Source organism: Arthrobacter sp. fls2-241-R2A-200 (assembly GCF_030209745.1).
Taxonomy (GTDB): domain Bacteria; phylum Actinomycetota; class Actinomycetes; order Actinomycetales; family Micrococcaceae; genus Arthrobacter.
The window spans coordinates 82,635-103,923 of record NZ_JARVRJ010000001.1 but is presented as its reverse complement, the minus strand read 5'-3'; the positions used below and the strand labels follow the sequence as shown (position 1 = coordinate 103,923).

Genomic DNA, 21,289 nt, shown 5'->3' with positions numbered 1-21,289 from the left:
CTTGAACCAGCAGCAGCCTCCTGAGGATTTGCGGTCCTACTTGGCCGGAAACTGGAGTGTGAAAAGGGATCTCCTGGACCGCTCCACCGGGACCCGGGGCACCTATACCGGCGTCGTGCGTTATCTCGAGAACCTCGACGGCGGCCTTGACTACCGTGAAGACGGCACCATGCACTGGCCCACCCACTCGGGCCCCGCCTTCCGCGAGTACGTTCTCACACCCGGGCCGGATGCCGCCTCGATGGACGTCTTCTTCCCTGACGGCAGGCCATTCCACGTGATGAGCTTCTCCGAGCAAGGCCATCAGGACGAGCACTGGTGCGATCCTGACGATTACCGCGTCAACTACAGCTACCTCGGGCCTGACTCGTTCAGCTTCAGCTGGGACGTGCGCGGCCCCGCCAAAGATCTGTTGCTCACATCCCACCTGAGCAGAATCGACTCCGGGAGGTAAATGTGCGCCATACCGACACCGACCTGATCATCGTCAGCGCCGTCTGCGTCTTCAACAGGGAAGGCCATCTGCTGACCGTGCGAAAGCGCGGCACGGACAAGTTCATGCACCCCGGCGGCAAGCCCGAACAGGGCGAAACCGCCGCCGAGGCTGCCTCGCGGGAACTCGCCGAGGAGGTCGGCATCGAGGTACCCGCGGCGGATCTTGAACCGTTGGGCGTGTGGCTCGCGGCCGCCGCCAATGAAGCTGCCACGAACATCGAGGCCACGGTTTTCACTGCGCCTGGAACGTGGGAGGCACACCCGTCCGCGGAGATCGCGGAGATTCGTTGGTTGGACCTCGCCGCTCCCCTGCCCGATGACCTGGCCCCCTTGCTGACCGACCACATCATCCCGCTGCTGACCCCGCCCAAGTAGCTCGCAGACGGGGCCCGGCAGCTCGCAGACGGGTTAGAGCTCGGGCAGCGCTTCCTGGACAGCCGCGGTGGCCTCAGCGAACTGGGTTTGGTACAGCTCCGTGTATCGGCCGTCGGCGGCCAGCAGTTCAGTGTGGGTACCGCGCTCCACAATCGTTCCGTCCTCAACCACCAGAATGACGTCCGCGGCACGGATGGTGGAGAGGCGGTGAGCAATCACGACGGCGGTGCGCCCCTCGAGCGCCTCCCCCAAGGCTGCTTGGACTGCTGCTTCGTTGGTGGAGTCAAGCGCGGCAGTTGCCTCATCAAGAATCACGACGCGCGGCTGCTTGATGAGGAGGCGGGCGATAGTGAGACGTTGGCGTTCGCCACCGGAAAGCCGGTAACCCCGCTCCCCCACCACGGTCTCCAACCCGTCAGGCAATGACCGGACCATGGGCTCCAACCGGGCCCGCCGGATGACACTCCACATTTCCTCCTCGGTGGCCCCGGGCCGTGCGAGCCGGAGGTTGGAGGCAATGGTTTCGTGGAACAGGTGCCCGTCCTGGGTCACCATGCCCAAGGTGTCCCGCAGCGAATCAAAGCGGAGATCGCGCACGTCAACGCCGTCGCCTGGCCCGTGCCCGCCCAAACGCACGGCTCCGGAGTCGACGTCGTACAGCCGCGAGAGCAGCTGGGCCACGGTGGACTTGCCGGCACCGGAGGAGCCCACCAGGGCCACCGTTTGTCCCGGTTCCACCCTGAAACTGATCCCGTGGAGGACTTCCTCGCCGCCCCTGGTATCCAAGGTGGCGACATCCTCAAGGGAAGCAAGGGAGACCTTGTCCGCGGAGGGGTAGGAGAAACGGACGTCGTCGAATTCCACGGCAACCGGCCCGGCCGGAACAGCCACGGCATCCGCCTTTTCGGTGATAAGCGGCTGCAGGTCCAGAATCTCGAACACCCTTTCAAAGCTGACCAAAGCGCTCATGATTTCAACCCGGGCGTTCGACAGCGCGGTCAGCGGAGCGTAGAGGCGCGTCAAGAGCAAGGCCAGAACCACCACGTCACCGGGCGCCAACTGCCCGCCGAGTGCCAGCCACCCACCGAGTCCGTACACCAAAGCCAAAGCAAGCGCTGAGACCAGGGTCAGGGCGGTGACGAACGTGAACTGGAGCATTGCCATGCGGATGCCGATGTCCCGCACACGGCCTGCCCGGGCCGCGAACTCACGGGATTCCTCGTCCGGCCGGCCGAAAAGCTTCACCAAGGTGGCGCCCGGGGCTGAGAAGCGCTCCGTCATCTGGGTACCCATGGCCGCGTTGTGCGCTGCAGCCTCGCGCCGCAGATCCGCCAACTTGGAACCCATGCGCCGGGCCGGAACGAGGAAGATCGGCAGCAGGATCATGGCGAGCACCGTCACCAGCCACGAAGTATTGAGCATGACGGCCAAAGTCAAAGCCAGGGCCACCACGTTGCTCACCACGCCGGAGAGCGTTCCGGCGAAAGCGGACTGCGCGCCGATGACGTCATTGTTCAGCCGGCTGACCAGCGCGCCGGTCCGGGTTCGTGTGAAGAAGGCAATGGGCATCCGCTGCACGTGATCGAACACCCGGGTACGGAGGTCCACGATGACTCCCTCACCGATCGTGGAGGACAACCACCGGGTCAGGAGCCCCACACCGGCCTCGCCCACAGCCACGATGGCGATCAGGATGGCAAGCCACACCACTTTGTCCACTCCGGACTTGGCGATCAGCGCACCGACCACCTGGCCTGCGAGCACAGGTGTGGCAACAGCCAGGAAGGCTGCCACGATCGAGGCGAGGACGAAAGCGATCAGCTTTGCCTTGTGCGGGGCAGCGAAACCCAGCACCCGCTTCAAGGTGGCCCGGGAAAATGGCTGCGAGCCACTTTTCGCCGTGGTGATGTTGTACAGCGAGCTCCAAGCCACGCGGTCCATGCTCATTGGTTACTTCTCCTGGCTTGAGGTGTGATGCAGTTCCTGGACCTGGCCGTTTTCCAAGTGCCAGCGTGAGTCGAGCCGCACGTTCTCCAGGAGCCGGCGATCATGGGTCACCAGCAAAAGCGCGCCTTCGTAGCCCTCCAGCGCCTCCTCGAGTTGCTCGATTGCCGGAAGATCCAGGTGGTTGGTCGGTTCGTCGAGCACCAAAAGGTTCACGCCCCGGGCCTGCAGCAGCGCAAGCGCGGCACGCGTCCGTTCTCCCGGGGACAACGAATCCACCGTGCGTGAAGTGTGGTCCGCCTTGAGGCCGAACTTGGCCAGCAGCGTGCGAACGTCTGCACTGTTCCAGTCTGCCAGCACAGCTTCCACCGCGTCACCGAGCTGCCGTTCGCCGTCGAGCAGCCCGCGGGCCTGGTCGATCTCGCCAATGGCCACCGAGGCACCCATGGAAGCGTCGCCGTCGTCGGGTACTTGCGTACCCAGCAACAGGCGCAGCAGCGTGGATTTGCCGGCGCCGCTGGGGCCCGTTATACCGATTCGCTCACCGCCGTTCAACTGGAGGTTGAGCGGTCCCAGCGTGAAGTCGCCTTGGCGTGCGACGACGTTACGCAAGGTGGCCACGACGGCACTGGAACGCGGTGCTTGGCCAATGCTGAACTGCAGTTGCCATTCCTTGCGCGGCTCCTCCACCTCGGTAAGCCGGGCAATGCGGGACTCCATCTGGCGAACCTTCTGAGCCTGCTTCTCGGAGGACTCGGTACTGGCCGCGCGCCGGATCTTGTCGTTATCCGGGCTCTTCTTCATGGCGTTGCGTACACCTTGGGAGCTCCATTCCCGCTGTGTGCGCGCCCGGGACACCAGATCCGCTTTGGTGTTGGCGAACTCTTCGAAGCGCTCACGGGCATGGCGTTTAGCCACGGCCCGCTCCTCGAGGAAAGCCTCATAGCCGCCGTCGTACACAGCAACGGAGTTCTGGGCAAGATCGAGTTCCACTACAGTCGTGACACAGCGGGCCAGGAACTCACGGTCGTGTGATACCAGGACCACCCCGCCCCGCAAACCTTGGACAAAGGCCTCAAGCCGGGCAAGGCCGTCCAGATCAAGGTCGTTGGTCGGCTCGTCAAGAAGCACGACGTCGAATCGGCTCAGCAGCAGCGCGGCCAACGCAACGCGGGCAGCCTGGCCACCGGAGAGTCCGGTCATCAGGGCGTCCGCGCCGAGTTCCAGGCCAAGGTCGGCAAGGACGGCGGGAATCCGATCGTCAATGTCGGCAGCTCCGGACGCCATCCAGCGATCGAACGCCAAAGAATAGGCATCATCGGATCCTGGGGCACCCGAGCCGAGCGCTTCTGCCGAGGACTCCATCTCGGCGGTGGCTTGGGCGCAGCCGGTACGCCTGGCGATGTAGGCGCCGATGGTCTCGCCCTCTACGCGCTCATGTTCCTGCGGCAACCAGCCGACGAAGGCATCCGACGGCGCCAAGCTGACAGCCCCTTCTTGGGGCTGGTCCACGCCCGCGAGGATGCGCAGCAGCGTCGACTTGCCGGCCCCGTTCGCGCCAACGACCCCCACAACGTCGCCGGGAGCCACGGTCAGGGACAGCTTGGAAAAGAGGGTACGGTGGCCATGACCACCTGCGAGATCCTTGGCCACCAAGGTTGCAGTCATTGTCAGTCCTCAAAACGCGAGATTCAGGCCGCGATATGCGCAGGCATGGAAAAACCCGTTGGTCCGGACTTGGGGGGTGTACGGACCAACGGGTTCAAGCATCAAGCATAATTCAATGTGGCGTCGTCGTAAAATCGTCGTGGCCCCAACATCATCCCGGCCCAAACTTCATCCCGGAAAGACCCACATGCCGTTACAGTCCAAGTCGTTCCAACGCTGGCTCCATGGTGTTGCGCCACATGCCAGCACGGCGGACGTCTGCAGGATTGCCGGGATCAAACGGACAACGCTGGCCCAGCAGTTGGTCCGCGGCAAGGTGGCGGAGTCCACTTTGGTGAGCATCAGCCGCGGCTTTGACATCAACCCGGTGCAGGCACTGGCCACCTTCGATCTCTACGCCGTCCTTCGAGGTGACCCCGTCCCTCCCACGGCCTGCGAACTGGTGAGCCAGGTAGCAACAGTCGACCTGCTCCGGGCAGTGGTTGAACGCAGCCAACCAGGTTCCATCCCGGCGATGGTGCTGTCAGCCACACCGCACCCCACCGCGGTGCGGAACTGGGTGGACGCGATCGACGACGGCGAGTTGCGGCACCGGGTCAGCCAGGCAACCGGGATCGCGCCACAGAATTTTTCGGCACATTTGACCGCGAACAGGCTTCCCCCGGAACTGGCCATCGCTACTTCGCGAGCTGCCGGCGTCGGACCCGCTGGCGGGCTGGTGGCCGGTGGATTGATCACCGAAGCGGAGGCGGGGTGGCCGCCAAACGCCCGGCAAGAAGCCCTGGACGCCATGACGCAGGGCGAGCTGGTGACGCTGGCCGGAGAGCGGCTCCAAGCCCTCGGCAAAACGTTGCGCCGCCAAGAACAAGACCACGAACGCACTGAACGGATTTGGGAGAACCTCGGATGACGGCTGTCCTGCCCTGGGCCACGCTCGTGGTCTGCCTGGCTATAACCATCGCACGGCTACCAAGCTTGCTGCGGGGTGAGAATCGCGTTCTGTTCTACATCTTCGCCTTGATGACACTGGATATCCTCCTCAGCATCGAAGGCCCCTATCTTGCGCTGGACGCTGTGCTCGGCGGCGTCAATGTCACCAACCTCATCCTCCGTTTCCTCCTGTACGGAACGTTCCTGTTGATGGGTGTCAAGATCGCCATGGGGTTCGCTTCCGCCTCGGCCGAACGCGCCATCCGTGGCCCGTGGGGGCTGACCGTCCTCGGCCTCACGGTGGGGCTGACCACGTTCTTCTTCGTCATCACGGACACGCGGGGATCCACAGTGGGCATGAACGGGCTGACGTGGGGACCTTCCATGGAGGCCTACGCGGCGCTAGGTCGGTTCTATCCTGGATTCGTCGCCGCGTGCCTGCTGCCGGCGATCTGGCGCACTGTCACGGGACGACCACCGGCCTTACTGCGCGGCGCAGCCGCGCTCCTCTTCGTGGGCCTGGCCCTCCTGCTGGTATCGCAGCTGTTCCCGCTGATCCCTGCTGTCCACCTATGGCTGCGCTCCCTCATCAACTACTCCGCGGTGCTCGCTACCGCGCTGGGCTTGGCGGGAATATGGCTTTCCAAGGCCTACGCGCGTCGCAAAACGAAGAATTTCGACTTAGGGCTTTCACAAAAGCATTAGATCGTGGCACAATCATGAATGTGTGAACGAGGCAGCGGCCCAACACCGGAGACAGGGAACGGGTCTCCGGCGGAAGTGGCGCTCATGTGAACGCAATTGGGGGGATGAGTGGTGGCGGACTGTTGGGGACCGCCCCCACTCAGCCTTTTTAAGCGGCAATCAGGCAGCATCCCTTCGTTTCCCATGGCAGGGTGACGGGACGGGCCCATCACGATGACTAAGATGGCTCCATGACCACCCTTCACACACGCCGCTCTGTCCTCGCAGCCACTTTGGCCTCCGCCGCCCTGGCACTCTCTGCGTGCGGTGGAGGTTCCACACCAGCTCAATCTGGTGGAGATACCTCCTTGTCCGACGTGAAGTCCAAGGGCGAACTCGTTATCGCCACTGAGGGAACGTACCGCCCCTTCACTTTCCATGCCGAAGGCGCAGGCGACCTGACCGGCTTCGACGTCGAAATCGCCAAGGCCGTGGCCGGGAAGCTGGGCGTCAAAGCGACCTTCCAGGAAACCCAGTTCGACGGTATCTTTGCCGGCCTTGATGCCAAGCGCTTCGATGCCATCGCGAACCAGATCTCCATCAACGATGATCGCAAAGCCAAGTACAACCTCTCCACGCCGTACACCGTCTCCACCGGCGTCGTCGTCACCAAGTCCGATAACTCCAGCATCAAGAGCTTTGCTGACCTGAAGGGCAAAACCACTGCCCAGTCGCTGACCAGCAATTTCTACAAGATGGCTGTGCAAGCCGGAGCAAACGTCCAGGCCGTTGAAGGCTGGGCCCAGTCCGTGACGCTGGTCCAGCAGGGACGGGTGGACGCCACCGTCAACGACAAGCTCACCTACCTCGACTACGCCAAGACCAACCCGAACGCGGGACTGAAAGTCGCTGCCGAGGCACCGGACAAGAGCCAAAGCGCCATGGCTTTCCGCAAGGGCGCGAACGAACTCACCAACGCGGTGAACAAGGCTCTGGACGATCTCCGGACTGACGGGACGCTCGCTAAGATTTCAGAGAAGTACTTCGGCTCGGACGTCACCAAGTAGATGGACTGGGACCTCGTTTGGAGTTCCTTCGGCCCGCTGATCACGGGCGCCGTGACGGGGACTATTCCCCTGACCCTCGCGTCCTTTGCTTTCGGCCTGGTACTGGCACTGGTGGTCGCCCTCCTGAGGCTTAGCCCCAACTGGCTGCTTGCAGGGATCGGACGTTTCTACGTCTCCGTGATTCGCGGAACACCACTTCTGGTGCAGCTGTTCGTGATCTTCTACGGCCTGCCCAGTATGGGGATCAAATTGGATCCGTGGCCCAGCGCCATCATCGCGTTCTCCCTGAACGTCGGTGGCTACGCTGCCGAAATCATCCGCGCCGCGATCCTGTCCGTGCCCAAGGGGCAGTGGGAAGCCGGTCACACCATCGGCATGTCCCGCCCGCAGACCCTACTGCGCATCATCCTCCCCCAGGCCGCCAGGGTCTCTGTCCCACCCTTGTCCAATACGTTTATCTCGTTGGTCAAGGACACGTCGCTGGCGTCCCTGATCCTGGTCACCGAACTGTTCCGGAACGCCCAGCAAATTGCTGCGTTCAGCCAGGAGTTCATGGCCCTGTACCTGCAGGCAGCCTTGGTCTACTGGGTCATCTGCTTGGTCCTGTCCACGGCGCAGTCCGCCGTGGAGAGGAGATTGGACCGCTATGTCGCCCACTAACCATTCCTCCTCCCCCTCCGTGTTGAAGGCCAGGAACCTGGCCAAGGCTTTTGGCAGCAACACGGTGCTGAAGGATATCGACATCGATATCCACCGCGGGCAGGTCGTGGCCCTTATCGGACCTTCGGGTTCGGGTAAGACAACGGTGCTGCGGTGCTTGAACGGCTTGGAAACTCCCGACGGCGGAACGGTCACCTTCGGCGGGACCGGCGTCGATGGTGATTCTTCCGCGGGACTGTCCATCGATTTCGCTGCCAAGGTAGGCAAGAAGGACGTCGCGGAGCTCCGCGACCGCAGCGCCATGGTGTTCCAGCACTACAACTTGTTCCCGCACATGACCGTGCTGAAGAACATCATCGAGGGTCCGGTCCAGGTCCAGAAGCGGCCACGCTCCGAGGCCATCGCCGAGGCAGAACGGCTGTTGGAGCGTGTGGGGCTCGCCGATAAGCGTGACGCTTATCCCTTTGAGCTCTCAGGCGGGCAGCAACAGCGGGTGGGCATTGTGCGGGCTCTCGCCTTGAAGCCGCAGCTGCTTCTGTTCGACGAGCCGACGTCGGCTTTGGATCCCGAACTCGTAGGCGACGTCCTGGGTGTCATCAAGGAACTCGCCGAAGAAGGTTGGACCATGGTGATCGTGACCCACGAGCTCGCGTTCGCCCGAAATGTCGCCGATGAGGTTATCTTCATGGACGGCGGTGTTGTGGTGGAGCGCGGTCCGGCGGCCGAGGTGCTGCGCGCACCCCGTCAGGAACGGACCAAGCTCTTCGTCAAACGCCTCCAGCACGACGTCTGAGGTGGACAGCTAGCGGCTGAAGCGCAAAGTCACCAGCTGGAACGGACGCAGCACCAAGTGGACGGCAGAATCCTCTGCCGCTTCAACCGCTGCCACTCCGCCGGTTGTCATTCCGTCTGCTGGCATTCCGTCTGGCGAGGCGGTCCGTTCCAACAAATCCGTCGCCGTCACCGCTGTCGCAGCGAATCCGGGCCTGACCGTGCCCGTGGAACGCTGTCCCAAGGATTCGTACAAGCGGACAATGACATCGCCCGATCCGTCCTCGGCGAGCTTCACGGCTTCGACCACTATCCCCGGGTTGGACACCGACACCAGAGGCTCTACCGGCCGGCCACCCGTGACGAACCTGGGCTTGAGGTTGGTCCGGTAGCCTTCCTCCACTGCATCCGCGATGCTGGCTCCTGGCCGGATGGTCAGTTCAAGAGTATGCTCGCCGCGGTCCGCGTCCGGGTCCGGGAAGGTGGCAGAACGCAGCAGCGAGGTGCGCACCGTCGTCGTGGTTCCGCCATCCGGGCGGACGGCCCGGGTGACGTCGTGTCCGTAGCTGGATGAGTTACTGACGGCCACGCCGTAACCCGGTTCGGCCACATGGATCCAACGGTGCGCGCAGATTTCGAACTTTGCCGCGTCCCAGGAGGTGTTGGTATGCGTCGGCCGGAACACGTGCCCGAACTGCGTTTCGGACGCTGAACGGTCCGCCCTGACGTCCAGCGGGAAGGCGATTTTCAGCAGCTTTTCGCGTTCTTGCCAGTCCACGGTGGTAGCAATCCCCAGCGACGGCGAACCGGCGTCAAGGGTTATGCGCTGCGTGATAGCGGACGTGCCCACGTGGCGCCTGACCACAACGACCACCCCGCCCTCCGTCCGTTCGACGACGACGGCGTCCGCGTGCGTGAGCGGTGTGACGTTGCGGCGGTAGAACTCTTCAATGTCCCAGGCGTCCCATTCGTTGGGTGTGTCCCGGAACAGCTCCAGGAGGTTGCCGGCCTGGCCGGGGGCGATCGCGTTGCGGCCGCTGGCGTGGTCCACCAAGGAGGTGAGCAGGCCGTTGGCGTCCACCACCGCGCGGATAATTCCGTTGTCCAGGATGATGCTGTCCGCTTCAGTCACCTGAACGGTTAAGTCGGGGGCGCGGGTTTCGGCGGCACCCAGCGCCGCTACGCCGTCACGCTGATGGGGCGTGGCATTGAGAAGGAATTCCCTCTCGCCGTGCCCCACTAAGGCTTGTGCTGCCTCGGTAATGATGGCTTCGAGGTCGCGGGCAATGGCATCGTAGTTCCATTCAGCATCCTGGTGCACCCAAGCGATGGAACTACCTGGCAGGATGTCATGGAATTGCTGAAGCAATACCAGCCGCCACAGCCGCTTGAGTTTTTCCCTGGGATACACGTAGGCGGCACCGAGGCGGACTGCGGCGGTAGAGCACCACAGCTCCGCCTCCCGCAGCAGGTGCTCACTGCGGCGGTTACCACGCTTGGTCTTGGCCTGGCTCGTGTAGGTTCCACGGTGCATTTCCAGGTACATCTCCCCCACCCACACCGGTGGGTTGGCATATTCGGCCTCGGCGGCGATGAAGAAGTCCTTTGCTGTCCCCATCCGAACCTTCGGCGAGCCTTCCAGGTCTTCCGTGCGATGCGCGGCGGCCACCATCTCGCGGGTGGGCCCGCCGCCGCCGTCGCCATAACCGAACGGAACCAGGGACATGGTGCCGCGGCCATGCTCACGATAATTCCGCTCCGCGTGGGCAAGTTCCCGCCCATGCAACTCGGCGTTGTAGCTATCAACCGGCGGGAAATGGGTGAAGAGCCGTGTGCCGTCGATGCCTTCCCACAGAAAGGTGTGGTGCGGCATGCGGTTGACCTTGTTCCAGGAGATCTTCTGGGTGAGGAACCAACGCGAACCGGCCTCTTTGACGATTTGCGGGAGGGCACCGGAATATCCGAAGGAATCGGGCAGCCAGGCTTCCTGGCATTCGACGTCGAACTCCTTCAGGAAGAAGCTCTTGCCCTCGATGAACTGGCGGGCCATGGCTTCCCCGCCCGGCATGTTGGTATCCGACTCCACCCACATACCGCCCACAGGGACGAACTGCCCGGATTTCACCTTTTCCCGGATGCGGACAAAGAGCTCCGGGAAATTTTCCTTGATCCAGGCCAACTGCTGGGCGGAGGAACAGGAAAACACAAAATCCGGGTTCTCCTCCATCAATGCCACCACGTTGGAGAACGTACGGGCGCACTTGCGGATGGTTTCACGGACAGGCCACAGCCACGCCGAATCGATGTGCGCGTGTCCGGTGGCCAGCAGTTGGTGGGCCGAAGCGTAAGCCGGTCGGCTGAGAACCTCGGCTAATGCTTCCCGGCCCGCCGCAGCCGTCCCCGCGACGTCGTCCGGGTCCATGACATCAAGCATGTGTTCAAGCGCCCGCAAGATCTCGTGTCGGCGCGGTAGCTCAACGGGAAGCTCGTGCATCAAACCGCTCAGCGTCCAGACGTCCTGGTTCAGTTCCCAGACTGCCTCATTAAGTTCCGCGATGGCGATCCGGCCCAACCGGTATTGGGGCTCCTGGCCGGACGTTGCCTTGCTGCCCAGTTGGGTGGGAGCGAACGACCACCCCTGTGCTACATCGGGATTTGCCGCGGCCTCCACGTAGAAGTCCACGGACATTCCGCCGCCCAGCAGTTTCAACGGAACATGGTAATTGCGGGGCGATATGGCCTTGATGATGCTGCCGTCAGCGGACCAGGCCGTGCCTTCGCATTGGAAACCGGGTACGTCGCTGGTGAAGCCCAGATCCACCACGATCTCCACGGCCGTGGCGTCGCTGCTGCCCCATCCCTGAGGAACTTCGCCCTGCAAGCGCAACCATTTGGTACTCCACGCCCTGCCCCACGGCGCTCCGTGCTCCTGCGGACTGAACACCTGCCTGATAGCCTCCGCGGCCGGAACCGGTTCGTCGGGCGCTTCCCAGCTGCTGAGTCGCAGTGGCACGGACCTGCCGTAGATGGCCGGAAGAAGGCGATCCTTGACAAACCTGTCCAGGCGCTGTTCAGTGATCCGGCGGTCATCGTGCAATGAATTCCCCTTTGGGCATCAGCTTTCGGTCGAGGCTGGCAGCATGCTCCCCGCGAGTTGACGCAGGCGGCGTTTCCAACCCGTCCGCGGTTCCAATCGATGGATAAAATCTACGTGGTTACGGCCCCATAACCAAGCAAAGCCAAACGAGCTGGGCCCCCCGGTTGGCTTACCCGGCCCGCGTCATTTCGGACCTTCAGCCAAAATCCTTTCCCGGCCGGTGTAGACGTTCAGGCTTGCTCCCCGACTGAATCCGGCCACGGTGATTCCGGACTCTTCGGCAAGCTCCACGGCAAGGCTCGACGGCGCGCTGACGGCAGCCAGTACCGGGACACCGGCCATGGCCGCCTTCTGCACGAGTTCGAATGAGGCCCGGCCGGATACCTGAAGTACCATCCCCCGCAATGGCAACAGGCCCGCACGGAGCGCCCAGCCTACAACCTTGTCCACCGCGTTATGCCGCCCCACATCCTCGCGGAGGCACAGAAGTTCCGCCCCGCCGTCGTCGTGGATCTTGAAAAGTCCGGCGGCGTGGACCCCGCCGGTCTTCGCGAAGACAGCCTGAGCCTCCCGGAGCCTGTCCGGGAGCGAGGCGAGCGTACGCACCGGAACCACCAGCTCATCGTCGGCAGGGCTGTGGTGCGAGGACTTCCGGACCGCCTCGATGGAATCCGTGCCGCAAATCCCGCACGAACTGGAGGTGTATACATTCCGTCCGATGGCCGGCAACGCCACGTCAGGCCTCAGTTGCGCGTCCACCACGTTGAACGTCTGCACCCCGTTTTCGTCTTCTCCTGCGCAGAAACGCTCCGAGATCAACTGCGAAGGTTCCCAGATGATGCCCTCGGAAACGAGGAATCCGGCCACGAGGTCGAAATCGTCCCCCGGCGTCCGCATGGTCACGGAGAAGGACATGTCCCCAAGACGGATCTCCAGGGGTTCTTCCACCGCAAGGACGTCCTCCTTGTAACGGACGGGGTGTTCCAGGGCCTGCGGGGAGCCGTCCAGGACAAATTTGTGCACCTTGCGGCGCTGGGTCACGCGTCCCATGTCACGCTCCGTTCTTCCCTGTTCATGAGTCCATCATGGCAAGCCGCACCACCGCTGGCCACCTCAGTCCAACAAACGCCCTTAGCGTCCAAAGCGCTCCAGTCCACAGGCCCTGCCGGCGCCTTGCCCCTTGCCCGCACCGGCGGCTTGCGGGGTTTCTCCTCGGCAGGCTTGGGCGAAGGAAGCGGTTTACCCCAGGGCAATGCGAAAGCCGGGACCATATCTCCTAGCTGCACGCCGTGCGGCGGGACCACCATGACGCCGTCGGCGCCCGCCAGACCACGCATCATTCCGGCGGCTGAATGACCCGCAGGAGATGCCAACCCGTACAGCAGCTTGAACGGCATGAGGCGGGTCCGTCCCGGATCGGGGTCGATCATCGTGCCGCAGGGAACGTCTTGCGCGGTGTCCATGCGACCATGGCCCAAGGCTGCGAGCAGCGGACCGCCGATGGTAAGAAGCGCCATCATGGCAGCCAGCGGGTTGCCCGGCAGGCCGAGTATGAACCGTCCGTCCGGGAGCTCTGCAAGCACCGCGGGATGGCCGGGCCGCATGGCGATGCCGTCGATCAACAACCGGCCGCCCAGCTCGGACACGGCTCGCCGGAGATGGTCCGTCGCCGAGCCGCCCGTCCCGCCCGTGGTGATAACGACGTCGGCAGGAACTTCCGTTTCAACGGCTGCTTCTGTGGGGATGAGTTCTGTGGGGATGATCTCTGCTCCGGCCAAGTTTGGCTCGGGCTCCTGAAGCGCAGCAAGCCACTGGCCGTAATCGTCTCCCACCCTTGTCTGTTCGCCCGCGATACCGCCCAACATTTCGACGACGGCTCCCAGTTGGGGTCCGAAGGTGTCCCGGACCTGCCCCGGCAGTGGGACGCCCGAGGTCACCACTTCCGATCCCGTCAGCAGGAATCTGACCAAGGGCTTGCCGAGCACGTTGAGTTCGTCCAGCCCGGCAAGGGCGGCAAACGCTATATGGGCTGGATTTATCACAGTCCCGGCTTTGATCAACACTTCCCCTGCAGCGGCTTCCTCCCCGGCCTTGCGGATGTGCTGCCCATTGCGGGGCTCACCCGGTTTTGCGGCCCCGCCCAAGACAAGGACGGGCAGCCCGTCATCATCGGTGGTAATGACCCCGCTTTCGCTGCGGAGAACCGCCTTGGCACCGGGCGGGATGAGTCCTCCGGTGACGATGGGGCTGGCTTGGTGCGGCGCCAGCCTGTGGCCCCGCTCGCTCAAGATCCACGGCCCGCTGCCGTTCACTGCCCAGCCATCCATGGCTGACGATGCATAGTGGGGCATGTCCTGGACTGCCAGGACGTCGTTGGCCAGGACGCGCCCGAGGGCTCGCCGGAGCGGAACCGGGCTCGGCGGGATCGGGGTGGCGACCTCAAAGGCACGCTGCCGGGCCTCAGCCCACGTATGTGCCGCGTGGTGGCCCGGGTGGGGGGCCTCCGTCATTCCGCTTCGGTCCCGGGCTCCGTGTAGTCCATGGCAGCTTTCCGGGCCACATCCAAGGCAGCAGCCATGGAGTCGGCGTCGTTTGCCTGGCCAATGCCCCGGGCCATGCCCGCTGCGTAACCGGCGATGAACGTGGTCAGGGGTGCCGCCGGCCGCACCACCGAATGCGCGGCTACCCCTGCTACGGAGAGGACCCCATTGACGTCTACTTCCACACCCTCTAGCTCAAAGGCCTGCAACAGTACGCGGCACCATTCCTCGAGCGTCTCTTCCTGGCTCTTCATGTCCGCCTCCAACTCATCGTCAATGCCCAAGATCCTCAATGCCCAAAGCCGCTGCGTCCGCCCAAGTGTCTACGTCATCGGTGGAACCGGCAGGGACGGCAACAGTCAGCAGGTTCAGCCTAGCAAGGAGCCCGAAAACAGAGGAGTTGGTCAACCTACCCGAATCGCGTGCCGCTTCAACTTCCCGTTGCAGGGCGGCCTTGCTGTACATCCCGAGGAGCGGCTGCTTCCGGCCATCGGCGGCCACCGCCATGGCGCCATCCATGCCCGGCTCGGATTGGAGCCGCTGCACCAAAGGGGCCACGCCACGAACAGCGTGTGGCATGTCGCATGCCAGTACCAACGTCCAAGGCGCGGAAGCACCGTTAGCGCCAAGACGATCCAACCCGGCCGCGATGGCGGCGGCCGGCCCGGCAAAAACGGGTTCTTCCCGCGCCCTGAGGATCCCCTCAGGGACCTCCATGCTGCCCGGTCCCACAACCACCACTTCCCCGGCACCTTCGGCAGCGCGCAGGGCATGGGTCAGGAGGGTGTCGCCGTCGTACCGTAGTTCGTTCTTCGGCGCACCACCCAGCCGCGTGGCCTTGCCGCCAGCGAGAATTACGGCATCGAATTCCATCCGCCCACACTACCGGTCATGGGCGGGACTCACCTTAAGCCGCAATCGCGTACGTCAGGCAGCGGATTCAGGCAACAGGAAGGGATCCCAGTCCGGGGCAGGTTTCTCAAGTTCCTTGATCTGCCACATTGTTCCTTGGGGCACGCCGGGTTTGAAGCGGAGTTTCCAGCCCATTTCCGCCAACGTATGATCGCTCTTGGCGTTATTGCACTTCAGGCACGCCGCAACCAAATTTTCCCAAGAATCCGCGCCGCCCCTGGATTTGGGGTGGACGTGGTCAATAGTGTGTGCTGTTTTGCCGCAATAGGCGCAGCGGTGTCCGTCGCGGCGAAGAACACCGCGCCGGCTCACGGCGGTGACCCGGTTGTACTTGGGACGGATGTAGCGGTTGAGGAGGATCACGGAAGGTCTTCCGAGAATCTCTTGCGGCCCGACGACGGGATCGTCGCCTTCGGCCACCACGCTTGCTTTCCCAGTGAGCACAAGGACCAGCGCCCGGCGGAACGTTACTACCGCCAGCGGTTCATATCCAGCATTCAGAACGAGTGTGCGCATGCACGTACCTCTTCACGGCCGCACCCGTCAGGGGCACGAGGGCCGGCTGCCCTCTGCATGTACGGGCTGTGGTTCGACACCATAAGGGTAAGCACTTCTATGCCATATCAACGAATTTATCTGTCGTTTCACGTGCGATGTCGGCAAAAATTTGTGCGGTGTTCAGAATTAGGCGCCCCATGTGCGGCGTTCCAGAGCATCCTCTGCAGGTTAAAGAAGAACACATCGGTTAAAGCAGAACACCCTGCCGGCATGGAGCCAGCAGGGTGTTCGGAAGAGGTGAACTTAGCCGTTGACGCGGATGAAGACCGGGCCGGAGCCTACGTTTACGCTGAACAGCTTGGTGGTGTAGCCGTCCCAGCCACCGTGGACCGCCATGCCGTTGCCTACGTACACGGCAATGTGGGCCTCGCCGGCCAAACCGCCGTTGGCGTAGTAGGCGAGGTCACCGGGCTGTGCTTCTGCTGCACTGACCGTGCGGCCGAGGGAGAGGTAACCAGCAGGCCAGTCGTGGAAGTGGATGCCCACGGCAGCCAGCGAGTTGGTGACCAGCATGGTGCAGTCCTGGTTCACGCCCAACTGCGCGTAGGCGGCTGCAGCAATTGCAGCACCGAGGCCGCTGGAGGCAACCGGAGCCTTGGTAGCGCTGGAGGTGGAGTTCACAGCCAGGGTTGCGTTACCGCCGGTGGTGGCAGTGGTCGCGGGGGCACTGGCCTGAGCAGCTGCCGTCGGCGCAGCTTCCGCCTTGGCAGGAGCCTGCTCAACCACGGGGGCCGGAGCTTCTACCGTGGTGATCACGGGGCTCTCGTAAGAGATGGCAACAGTGGAATCAGCTGCGATCGTTGCCTGTGCTACCGACTGGACGTCGAGGGTGGACGTGGAGGTCGACTCACGCTGAACGTTCGTATCAGCCGCGTTGGCAGCTACACCGCTGGTCAGGACAAGGCCTGAAGCGGCGGCAATTACTGCGGCCTGGCGGCCGACGCCACCTGCGTTCTCACTGACTGCTTTTGCGATGACGGCAAGCGAGCTCGTCTTGGGAGCTTCCGCGCGGTGCCGTGCAACCTTGTTTGCACTGATCATGATGTTTTTCTCTTTCGTATCCGCGCTATGGGGTTACGCGCGGGTAGTGACCGACCAGCACTTGGGGGAATGCTGCTCAGTCGTGAACTGGGTGTTTTTCTAGCGGAGAGTGAAGAAGGAGGATGTACCCGTGGCAGCTGCTGCATGCAGCAACGTGCCCTGGCTCGGGTTCAAGGCGCTGATCATCATGCCGTTGCCAACGTAGATGCCAACGTGGGCTCCGCCATTCTGCATGACGAGATCGCCAGGAGCAGGAGTGTTGGTGGGCTTCATGACAGTCCAGGCGTTCGTGCGTGGGATGCTGATGCCAGCCTGGGCGTAGACCCACTGAGTGAAGCCGGAGCAGTCCCAACCGTTAGGCGTGGTGCCGCCCCAAACGTAGGGGTGGCCGATGCCGGTGTAGGCGATTGCTGCCAGGCCCGAAGCTGCGGCGCTGGAAACGCCATCCTTGGCTACGGCCGACTGTGCGGTAACAGTTTCCGACGTGCCTGCGTTGTTCGTGGCGCCTGTAGCGGCCTGGGTTGAGGCATCGGGAGTCTCGGCAACTGCCTGGACAACCTTCGGAGCCTCCTGCGTGGCCACAACGGGGCTCTCGAAGGCAACGGTGGCGGTGGGCTCCGCGGTTACCACTGCTGTGGCTACCATCTGCTGGGTACCGGAGGCTTCCGAAGCGGAAACGCCGGTGTCGGCAGCCTGTGCGGGCAAACCAACGCTGAGAATGAGACCGGAGGCTGCTGCCAACACGACGGCCTGGCGGCCTACTGTACCTGCGTTGGAAGAAACAGCCGTAGAAAGAGTGTTCAAGGGGTTCTTACGAACCGCTTGGGCGCGGTGGCGCGCAGGGGTAGTGCGTGATGACACGTAGGTAGCCTCTCCCAATGCCTGCGAGGTGAGCTGTCGGATTCGGATGGGAGTCATCCGGCCGCGCTGCTTCAGAGAAGCTTTGCGACTTAACCCCAAGGCCTTCTTGCGAAGACCAGAAGTGGTTCCCCCGCCCCTGCCAGACGATTTTGCGAACGGAACTCGAGCGGTGGCAGAGCTAGGCAATCCACTCAAGTGCACCGGCCCCCTAAAAAGCCGATGCGTTATGTACGGTACAACAGTTGAACGCGAATGTCACATTCAGGTCACGAGCGGCCTCATGGAATCGAGAGATGGCCATCACGTTGGTCAGAGCCAGCCCATGGGGTCAACGACTTCGCCATTGACCTGGACTTCAAAGTGGAGGTGGCAGCCCGTGGAGGCTCCCGTGGTGCCGCTGAGGGCCACGACGTCGCCGCGGCTGACCGTCTGGCCCACCTTGACGTTGAAAGACGACAGGTGGTTGTAGGTAGTCTCCAAGCCGTTTCCGTGATCTATGACCACACGGTTGCCGCCACCGTACTCGTGCCATCCTGCGAAAGTTACTTTGCCGGCCGCGGCAGCATGGACCGCGGTGCCGCACTGCGCCACGAAGTCTTGGCCGCGGTGGAAGTCACCGGTGCCGCCCGTCAGCGGACTGACGCGATAACCGAACGGCGATGCCGTGACAAGTGTGTCCAAGGGGGCACCCAAAGTGCCTTGGGACGATGAACGCTGGATGCTGGCCACAGACTGGGCGCTCAGTAGCTGCTTCAGCTTGCCATCGGGATCCGCTGCCGTGGAAACGGCAGCACGGCTGAAGTCGATTTTGGCCGATGCCGCTGCGGATACCTCCGGCTGGGTACCGGCTACAGACAGCGCAGACTCGGTTTGGCCAGAGTCCGAGGTAGCCATCATCGGACTGGTGCCTGGCAGGCCGACTGTCAGTGCCAAGCCGGTAGCAGCAAGGGCGATGCCGGCTTTCTGACCCACTCCGCTGGCTGCGGCGAAGTCGGCCACTTGACGCAGCGGACCCTTCCGTCGCCGCTGGCGGCTGGCCTCGCGGGGCCGGATTTCCGTAGCAACGCGGGCAGGCCCCACCTCAGCAGCAGGGCCGGATGCGCGACGGCGGCCCCTGACGTTCTGCGATGTCAAACTCTATTCCTCTCTGAAAAGCCTGCGAAGTTAGCTGTCGGATTCGAGTCAGAGAGTTCAAAGACCCGGCCCGCGCTCAGCGCTCACGGCACACAGGTATCCCCATGAGGACCTGTATCAGTGGGCACTTCTGCTGCGGACTTCACCCCAAGGCTGCTTCTTTAGACAGCCGCTAGTGGTTCCCCCGCCTCTGCCAGTAAGGGGTGGAACACCTGATCCGCTGGCAGAGTTCGGCTCCGGATCAGGTAACGCTTTGGTATCGGCGCCAATAATCAACTATAGGGGATTAAGTCCCCCAGTAATAAATTCGTTATCAACAGGGAAATAGTGATGGCAAGTCCTGCCGCAGCAGGAGAATTGCAGCGGCGCTTAATGTTGCCCGGCGTATTAGCCGAGGGAAACAAAGACGTGGCCGGCGACCTCGGGAGGAAGTTCCAAGGCGCCTTCAATGCCGGGGACCCGAACGGAGATGTACTCGCCCACTCGCTCCAGTGACACTAATGCTCCTGGCCGGATTCCACCTTCATCCAACTGGGTCAACAGCTCCGGCTCCACTTGGATAGGTTCGGCGAGGCGGCTGATAAGCACCCGCGAATCGGAGCCGTAACCGTCCATGGCCTGCAGAAGGTTGACATCCGGGCGGTCCGCAGGGACGGCGGCCAAACCACCGATTGCTTCGAGCCCTGGGATCGGATTGCCGTAGGGAGATTCGGTGGGGTGCTCGAGAAGCTCGTAAAGCCTGCGTTCGACGCGTTCGCTCATAACGTGTTCCCAACGGCAGGCTTCGTCATGGACGTAGGCCCAATCCAATCCGATCACATCTGCCAAGAGCCGCTCGGCCAGCCGATGCTTACGCATAACTTCGGTGGCCCGCTTACGGCCCGCTTGGGTCAGTTCCAGGTGGCGGTCATTGGAAACTATGACCAGGCCGTCCCTTTCCATGCGTCCGATGGTCTGTGACACGGTGGGGCCGGAGTGTCGGAGACGCTCGGCAATGCGTGCGCGAAGGGCAACAATGTTCTCTTCTTCAAGCTCCAAAATGGTCCGAAGATACATCTCAGTGGTATCGATCAGATCCGTCATCCCGCTCAGCTCTCCTCGAACGCAGTCTCTTGCGTAGCTCCACCGTACCGCGCCCAACTCGGTGGGCGGGGCTTGATTCGCCCGCCCTTAACGCAAGACCAGCCTAGCTTATTAGGAATTACTCTTGATAATTCCGTCAACGGGAACGGTTGCATATGGTCTGCGTGCGTTCCACGTGGCGGACTATGACAACTCCAGGTTCCTGCCAAGGAGGGTGTTCGGGCAGAATTGGGGAGTCGAAGGGGCAGTAGATGCCACCTGCCACGACCCCCCTCTAACCGATACCCCATGGAGCCAACGTGAGCGACAACAGCATCACCATTCCCGCCGACCTGCTGCCCAAGGACGGACGGTTCGGCGCAGGACCCTCCAAGGTCCGTCCGGAACAGGTCGAGGCATTGTCTGCCGCAGCCACCACCATTCTCGGCACCTCCCACCGCCAGGCCCCCGTCAAGAACCTGGTGGGCTCGGTCCGTGAAGGCCTCAGCGAGTTCTTCCGTGCCCCGGAGGGCTACGAGGTCGTCTTGGGAGTAGGCGGTTCGACGGCGTTCTGGGACATCGCAGCCTTCGGCTTGGTGGAGAGGAAAGCCCAGCACCTTTCCTTCGGCGAGTTCGGATCCAAGTTCGCCGCGGCCACTGACAAGGCACCTTTCCTGGACGCGTCATCCATTATCAAATCGGAGCCTGGCACCCGTCCCGTCGCCGCAGCCGAGGCAGGCGTGGATGTTTACGCATGGCCGCAGAATGAGACGTCCACCGGCGTCGCCGCTCCCGTCAAGCGCGTTGAAGGTACCGACGACGGGTCGCTGGTCCTGGTCGATGCAACGTCGGCGGCCGGCGGCTTGGACGTTGACGTTGCCGAGTCGGATGTCTATTACTTCGCGCCCCAAAAGAACTTCGCGTCCGACGGCGGCCTCTGGCTGGGCTTGTTCTCCCCCGCCGCTTTGGAACGCGCGGCCCGCGTCAAGGCGAGCGGCCGCTGGATTCCGGACTTCCTGGATCTGCAGACCGCCATCGACAACTCCAAGCTGAACCAGACATACAACACCCCGTCCCTGTCCACCTTGGTAACGCTGGATGCACAGGTGCAGTGGTTGAACAGCAACGGCGGCCTGGACTTCGCCAGCAAACGCACGGCTGATTCGGCCGGCCGCATTTACTCGTGGGCAGAGGCGTCCGAATATGCCACGCCGTTTGTGGCCAACACCGAGGACCGCTCCAACGTGATCGCCACCATCGACTTTGACGATTCCATTGACGCTGCCGCCATCGCCAAGGTGCTGCGCGCCAATGGTGTGGTAGACACCGAACCGTACCGCAAGCTTGGCCGGAACCAGCTCCGGATCGCCACCTTCGTGGCCATCGAGCCGGATGATGTCACCGCGCTCTTGGCCAGCATCGACTACGTGGTGGGCGAGCTGAAGAAGTAGCCTCAGGCGCGGCTGCCGCGCAGGCATGGGTCGGCGTCG

20 protein-coding genes and 2 riboswitches are annotated in these 21,289 nt (G+C 63.1%); of the genes, 8 read left to right on the top strand and 12 right to left on the bottom strand.

The genetic code is table 11. The features are described 5' to 3' along the window. Position 1: 1 nt before the first annotated feature. Both QRN42_RS00510 and QRN42_RS00505 read left to right on the top strand, forming a co-directional pair. Positions 2–454, top strand: coding sequence for a DUF6314 family protein (locus QRN42_RS00510; protein ID WP_284977524.1), 453 nt, complete (start codon positions 2–4; stop codon positions 452–454). Between the two features lie 2 nt (positions 455–456). Continuing rightward, positions 457–870: an NUDIX hydrolase gene (locus tag QRN42_RS00505; protein ID WP_284977523.1), complete on the top strand. Its 414-nt coding sequence runs from the start codon at positions 457–459 to the stop codon at positions 868–870. A 33-nt stretch (positions 871–903) separates the two neighbouring features. Here the strand turns inward: QRN42_RS00505 and QRN42_RS00500 are convergent, their stop codons facing one another. Next, a complete protein-coding gene (locus tag QRN42_RS00500; RefSeq protein ID WP_284977522.1) occupies positions 904–2,817 on the bottom strand; it encodes an ABC transporter ATP-binding protein in 1,914 nt (637 codons plus the stop codon). A gap of 3 nt (positions 2,818–2,820) precedes the next feature. After that, positions 2,821–4,482 (bottom strand): ABC-F family ATP-binding cassette domain-containing protein, encoded by a 1,662-nt coding sequence (locus QRN42_RS00495; protein ID WP_284977521.1) that lies wholly within the window; start codon positions 4,480–4,482, stop codon positions 2,821–2,823. Between the two features lie 187 nt (positions 4,483–4,669). Here QRN42_RS00495 and QRN42_RS00490 point away from each other — a divergent pair, with 187 nt between their 5' ends. From QRN42_RS00490 to QRN42_RS00470, 5 genes are all read left to right on the top strand, one after another. After that, complete coding sequence (locus QRN42_RS00490; protein WP_284977520.1) at positions 4,670–5,392, top strand: hypothetical protein; 723 nt, start codon at positions 4,670–4,672, stop codon at positions 5,390–5,392. After that, a complete protein-coding gene (locus QRN42_RS00485; protein ID WP_284977519.1) occupies positions 5,389–6,117 on the top strand; it encodes a hypothetical protein in 729 nt (242 codons plus the stop codon). Before QRN42_RS00490 ends, QRN42_RS00485 begins: the two co-directional genes overlap by 4 nt. A 230-nt stretch (positions 6,118–6,347) precedes the next feature. After that, entirely contained in the window at positions 6,348–7,163 is an 816-nt protein-coding gene (locus tag QRN42_RS00480; protein WP_284977518.1) for an amino acid ABC transporter substrate-binding protein, read from the top strand. Further along, positions 7,164–7,823 carry an amino acid ABC transporter permease gene (locus QRN42_RS00475; protein ID WP_284977517.1) on the top strand — a complete coding sequence of 220 codons (660 nt, stop codon included), beginning with the start codon at positions 7,164–7,166 and terminating at the stop codon, positions 7,821–7,823. Then, positions 7,810–8,616, top strand: a complete 807-nt coding sequence (locus QRN42_RS00470) for an amino acid ABC transporter ATP-binding protein (protein WP_284974182.1) — start codon at positions 7,810–7,812, stop codon at positions 8,614–8,616. The genes QRN42_RS00475 and QRN42_RS00470 overlap by 14 nt, the downstream gene beginning before the upstream one ends. Positions 8,617–8,625: 9 nt before the next feature. Here QRN42_RS00470 and QRN42_RS00465 read toward each other — a convergent pair whose 3' ends face one another. From QRN42_RS00465 to QRN42_RS00420, 10 genes are all read right to left on the bottom strand, one after another. Then, complete coding sequence (locus tag QRN42_RS00465) at positions 8,626–11,691, bottom strand: alpha-mannosidase (RefSeq protein ID WP_284977516.1); 3,066 nt, start codon at positions 11,689–11,691, stop codon at positions 8,626–8,628. 183 nt (positions 11,692–11,874) lie between these two features. Next, a complete protein-coding gene (gene fdhD, locus QRN42_RS00460) occupies positions 11,875–12,741 on the bottom strand; it encodes a formate dehydrogenase accessory sulfurtransferase FdhD (RefSeq protein ID WP_284977515.1) in 867 nt (288 codons plus the stop codon). After that, complete coding sequence (locus QRN42_RS00455) at positions 12,729–14,201, bottom strand: molybdopterin molybdotransferase MoeA (RefSeq protein ID WP_284977514.1); 1,473 nt, start codon at positions 14,199–14,201, stop codon at positions 12,729–12,731. Before QRN42_RS00455 ends, fdhD begins: the two co-directional genes overlap by 13 nt. Beyond that, the gene (locus QRN42_RS00450) at positions 14,198–14,515 is read right to left on the bottom strand and encodes a DUF6457 domain-containing protein (protein WP_284977513.1); all 318 of its coding nucleotides are present in this window, start codon (positions 14,513–14,515) and stop codon (positions 14,198–14,200) included. The genes QRN42_RS00455 and QRN42_RS00450 overlap by 4 nt, the downstream gene beginning before the upstream one ends. Beyond that, positions 14,505–15,104 carry a molybdenum cofactor guanylyltransferase gene (gene mobA / locus QRN42_RS00445; protein WP_284977512.1) on the bottom strand — a complete coding sequence of 200 codons (600 nt, stop codon included), beginning with the start codon at positions 15,102–15,104 and terminating at the stop codon, positions 14,505–14,507. Before mobA ends, QRN42_RS00450 begins: the two co-directional genes overlap by 11 nt. Positions 15,105–15,158: 54 nt before the next feature. Then, entirely contained in the window at positions 15,159–15,659 is a 501-nt protein-coding gene (locus tag QRN42_RS00440; RefSeq protein ID WP_284977511.1) for an HNH endonuclease, read from the bottom strand. 285 nt (positions 15,660–15,944) lie between these two features. Further along, entirely contained in the window at positions 15,945–16,742 is a 798-nt protein-coding gene (locus QRN42_RS00435) for an NlpC/P60 family protein (RefSeq protein WP_284977510.1), read from the bottom strand. Positions 16,743–16,841: 99 nt separating this feature from the next. Beyond that, positions 16,842–17,546, bottom strand: a complete 705-nt coding sequence (locus QRN42_RS00430) for a C40 family peptidase (protein ID WP_410549680.1) — start codon at positions 17,544–17,546, stop codon at positions 16,842–16,844. A gap of 61 nt (positions 17,547–17,607) precedes the next feature. Beyond that, positions 17,608–17,767, bottom strand: a riboswitch (cyclic di-AMP (ydaO/yuaA leader). Positions 17,768–17,912: 145 nt separating this feature from the next. Next, positions 17,913–18,737 (bottom strand): M23 family metallopeptidase, encoded by an 825-nt coding sequence (locus tag QRN42_RS00425; RefSeq protein WP_284974173.1) that lies wholly within the window; start codon positions 18,735–18,737, stop codon positions 17,913–17,915. A gap of 4 nt (positions 18,738–18,741) precedes the next feature. Continuing rightward, positions 18,742–18,983: riboswitch (cyclic di-AMP (ydaO/yuaA leader) on the bottom strand. Between the two features lie 141 nt (positions 18,984–19,124). Next, positions 19,125–19,820 (bottom strand): iron-dependent transcriptional repressor DtxR, encoded by a 696-nt coding sequence (locus QRN42_RS00420; RefSeq protein ID WP_284977508.1) that lies wholly within the window; start codon positions 19,818–19,820, stop codon positions 19,125–19,127. Positions 19,821–20,119: 299 nt separating this feature from the next. On the opposite strand from QRN42_RS00420, the gene serC reads away from it, so the two are divergent. Next, the gene (gene serC, locus QRN42_RS00415) at positions 20,120–21,250 is read left to right on the top strand and encodes a phosphoserine transaminase (RefSeq protein ID WP_284977507.1); all 1,131 of its coding nucleotides are present in this window, start codon (positions 20,120–20,122) and stop codon (positions 21,248–21,250) included. Positions 21,251–21,289 lie beyond the last annotated feature (39 nt).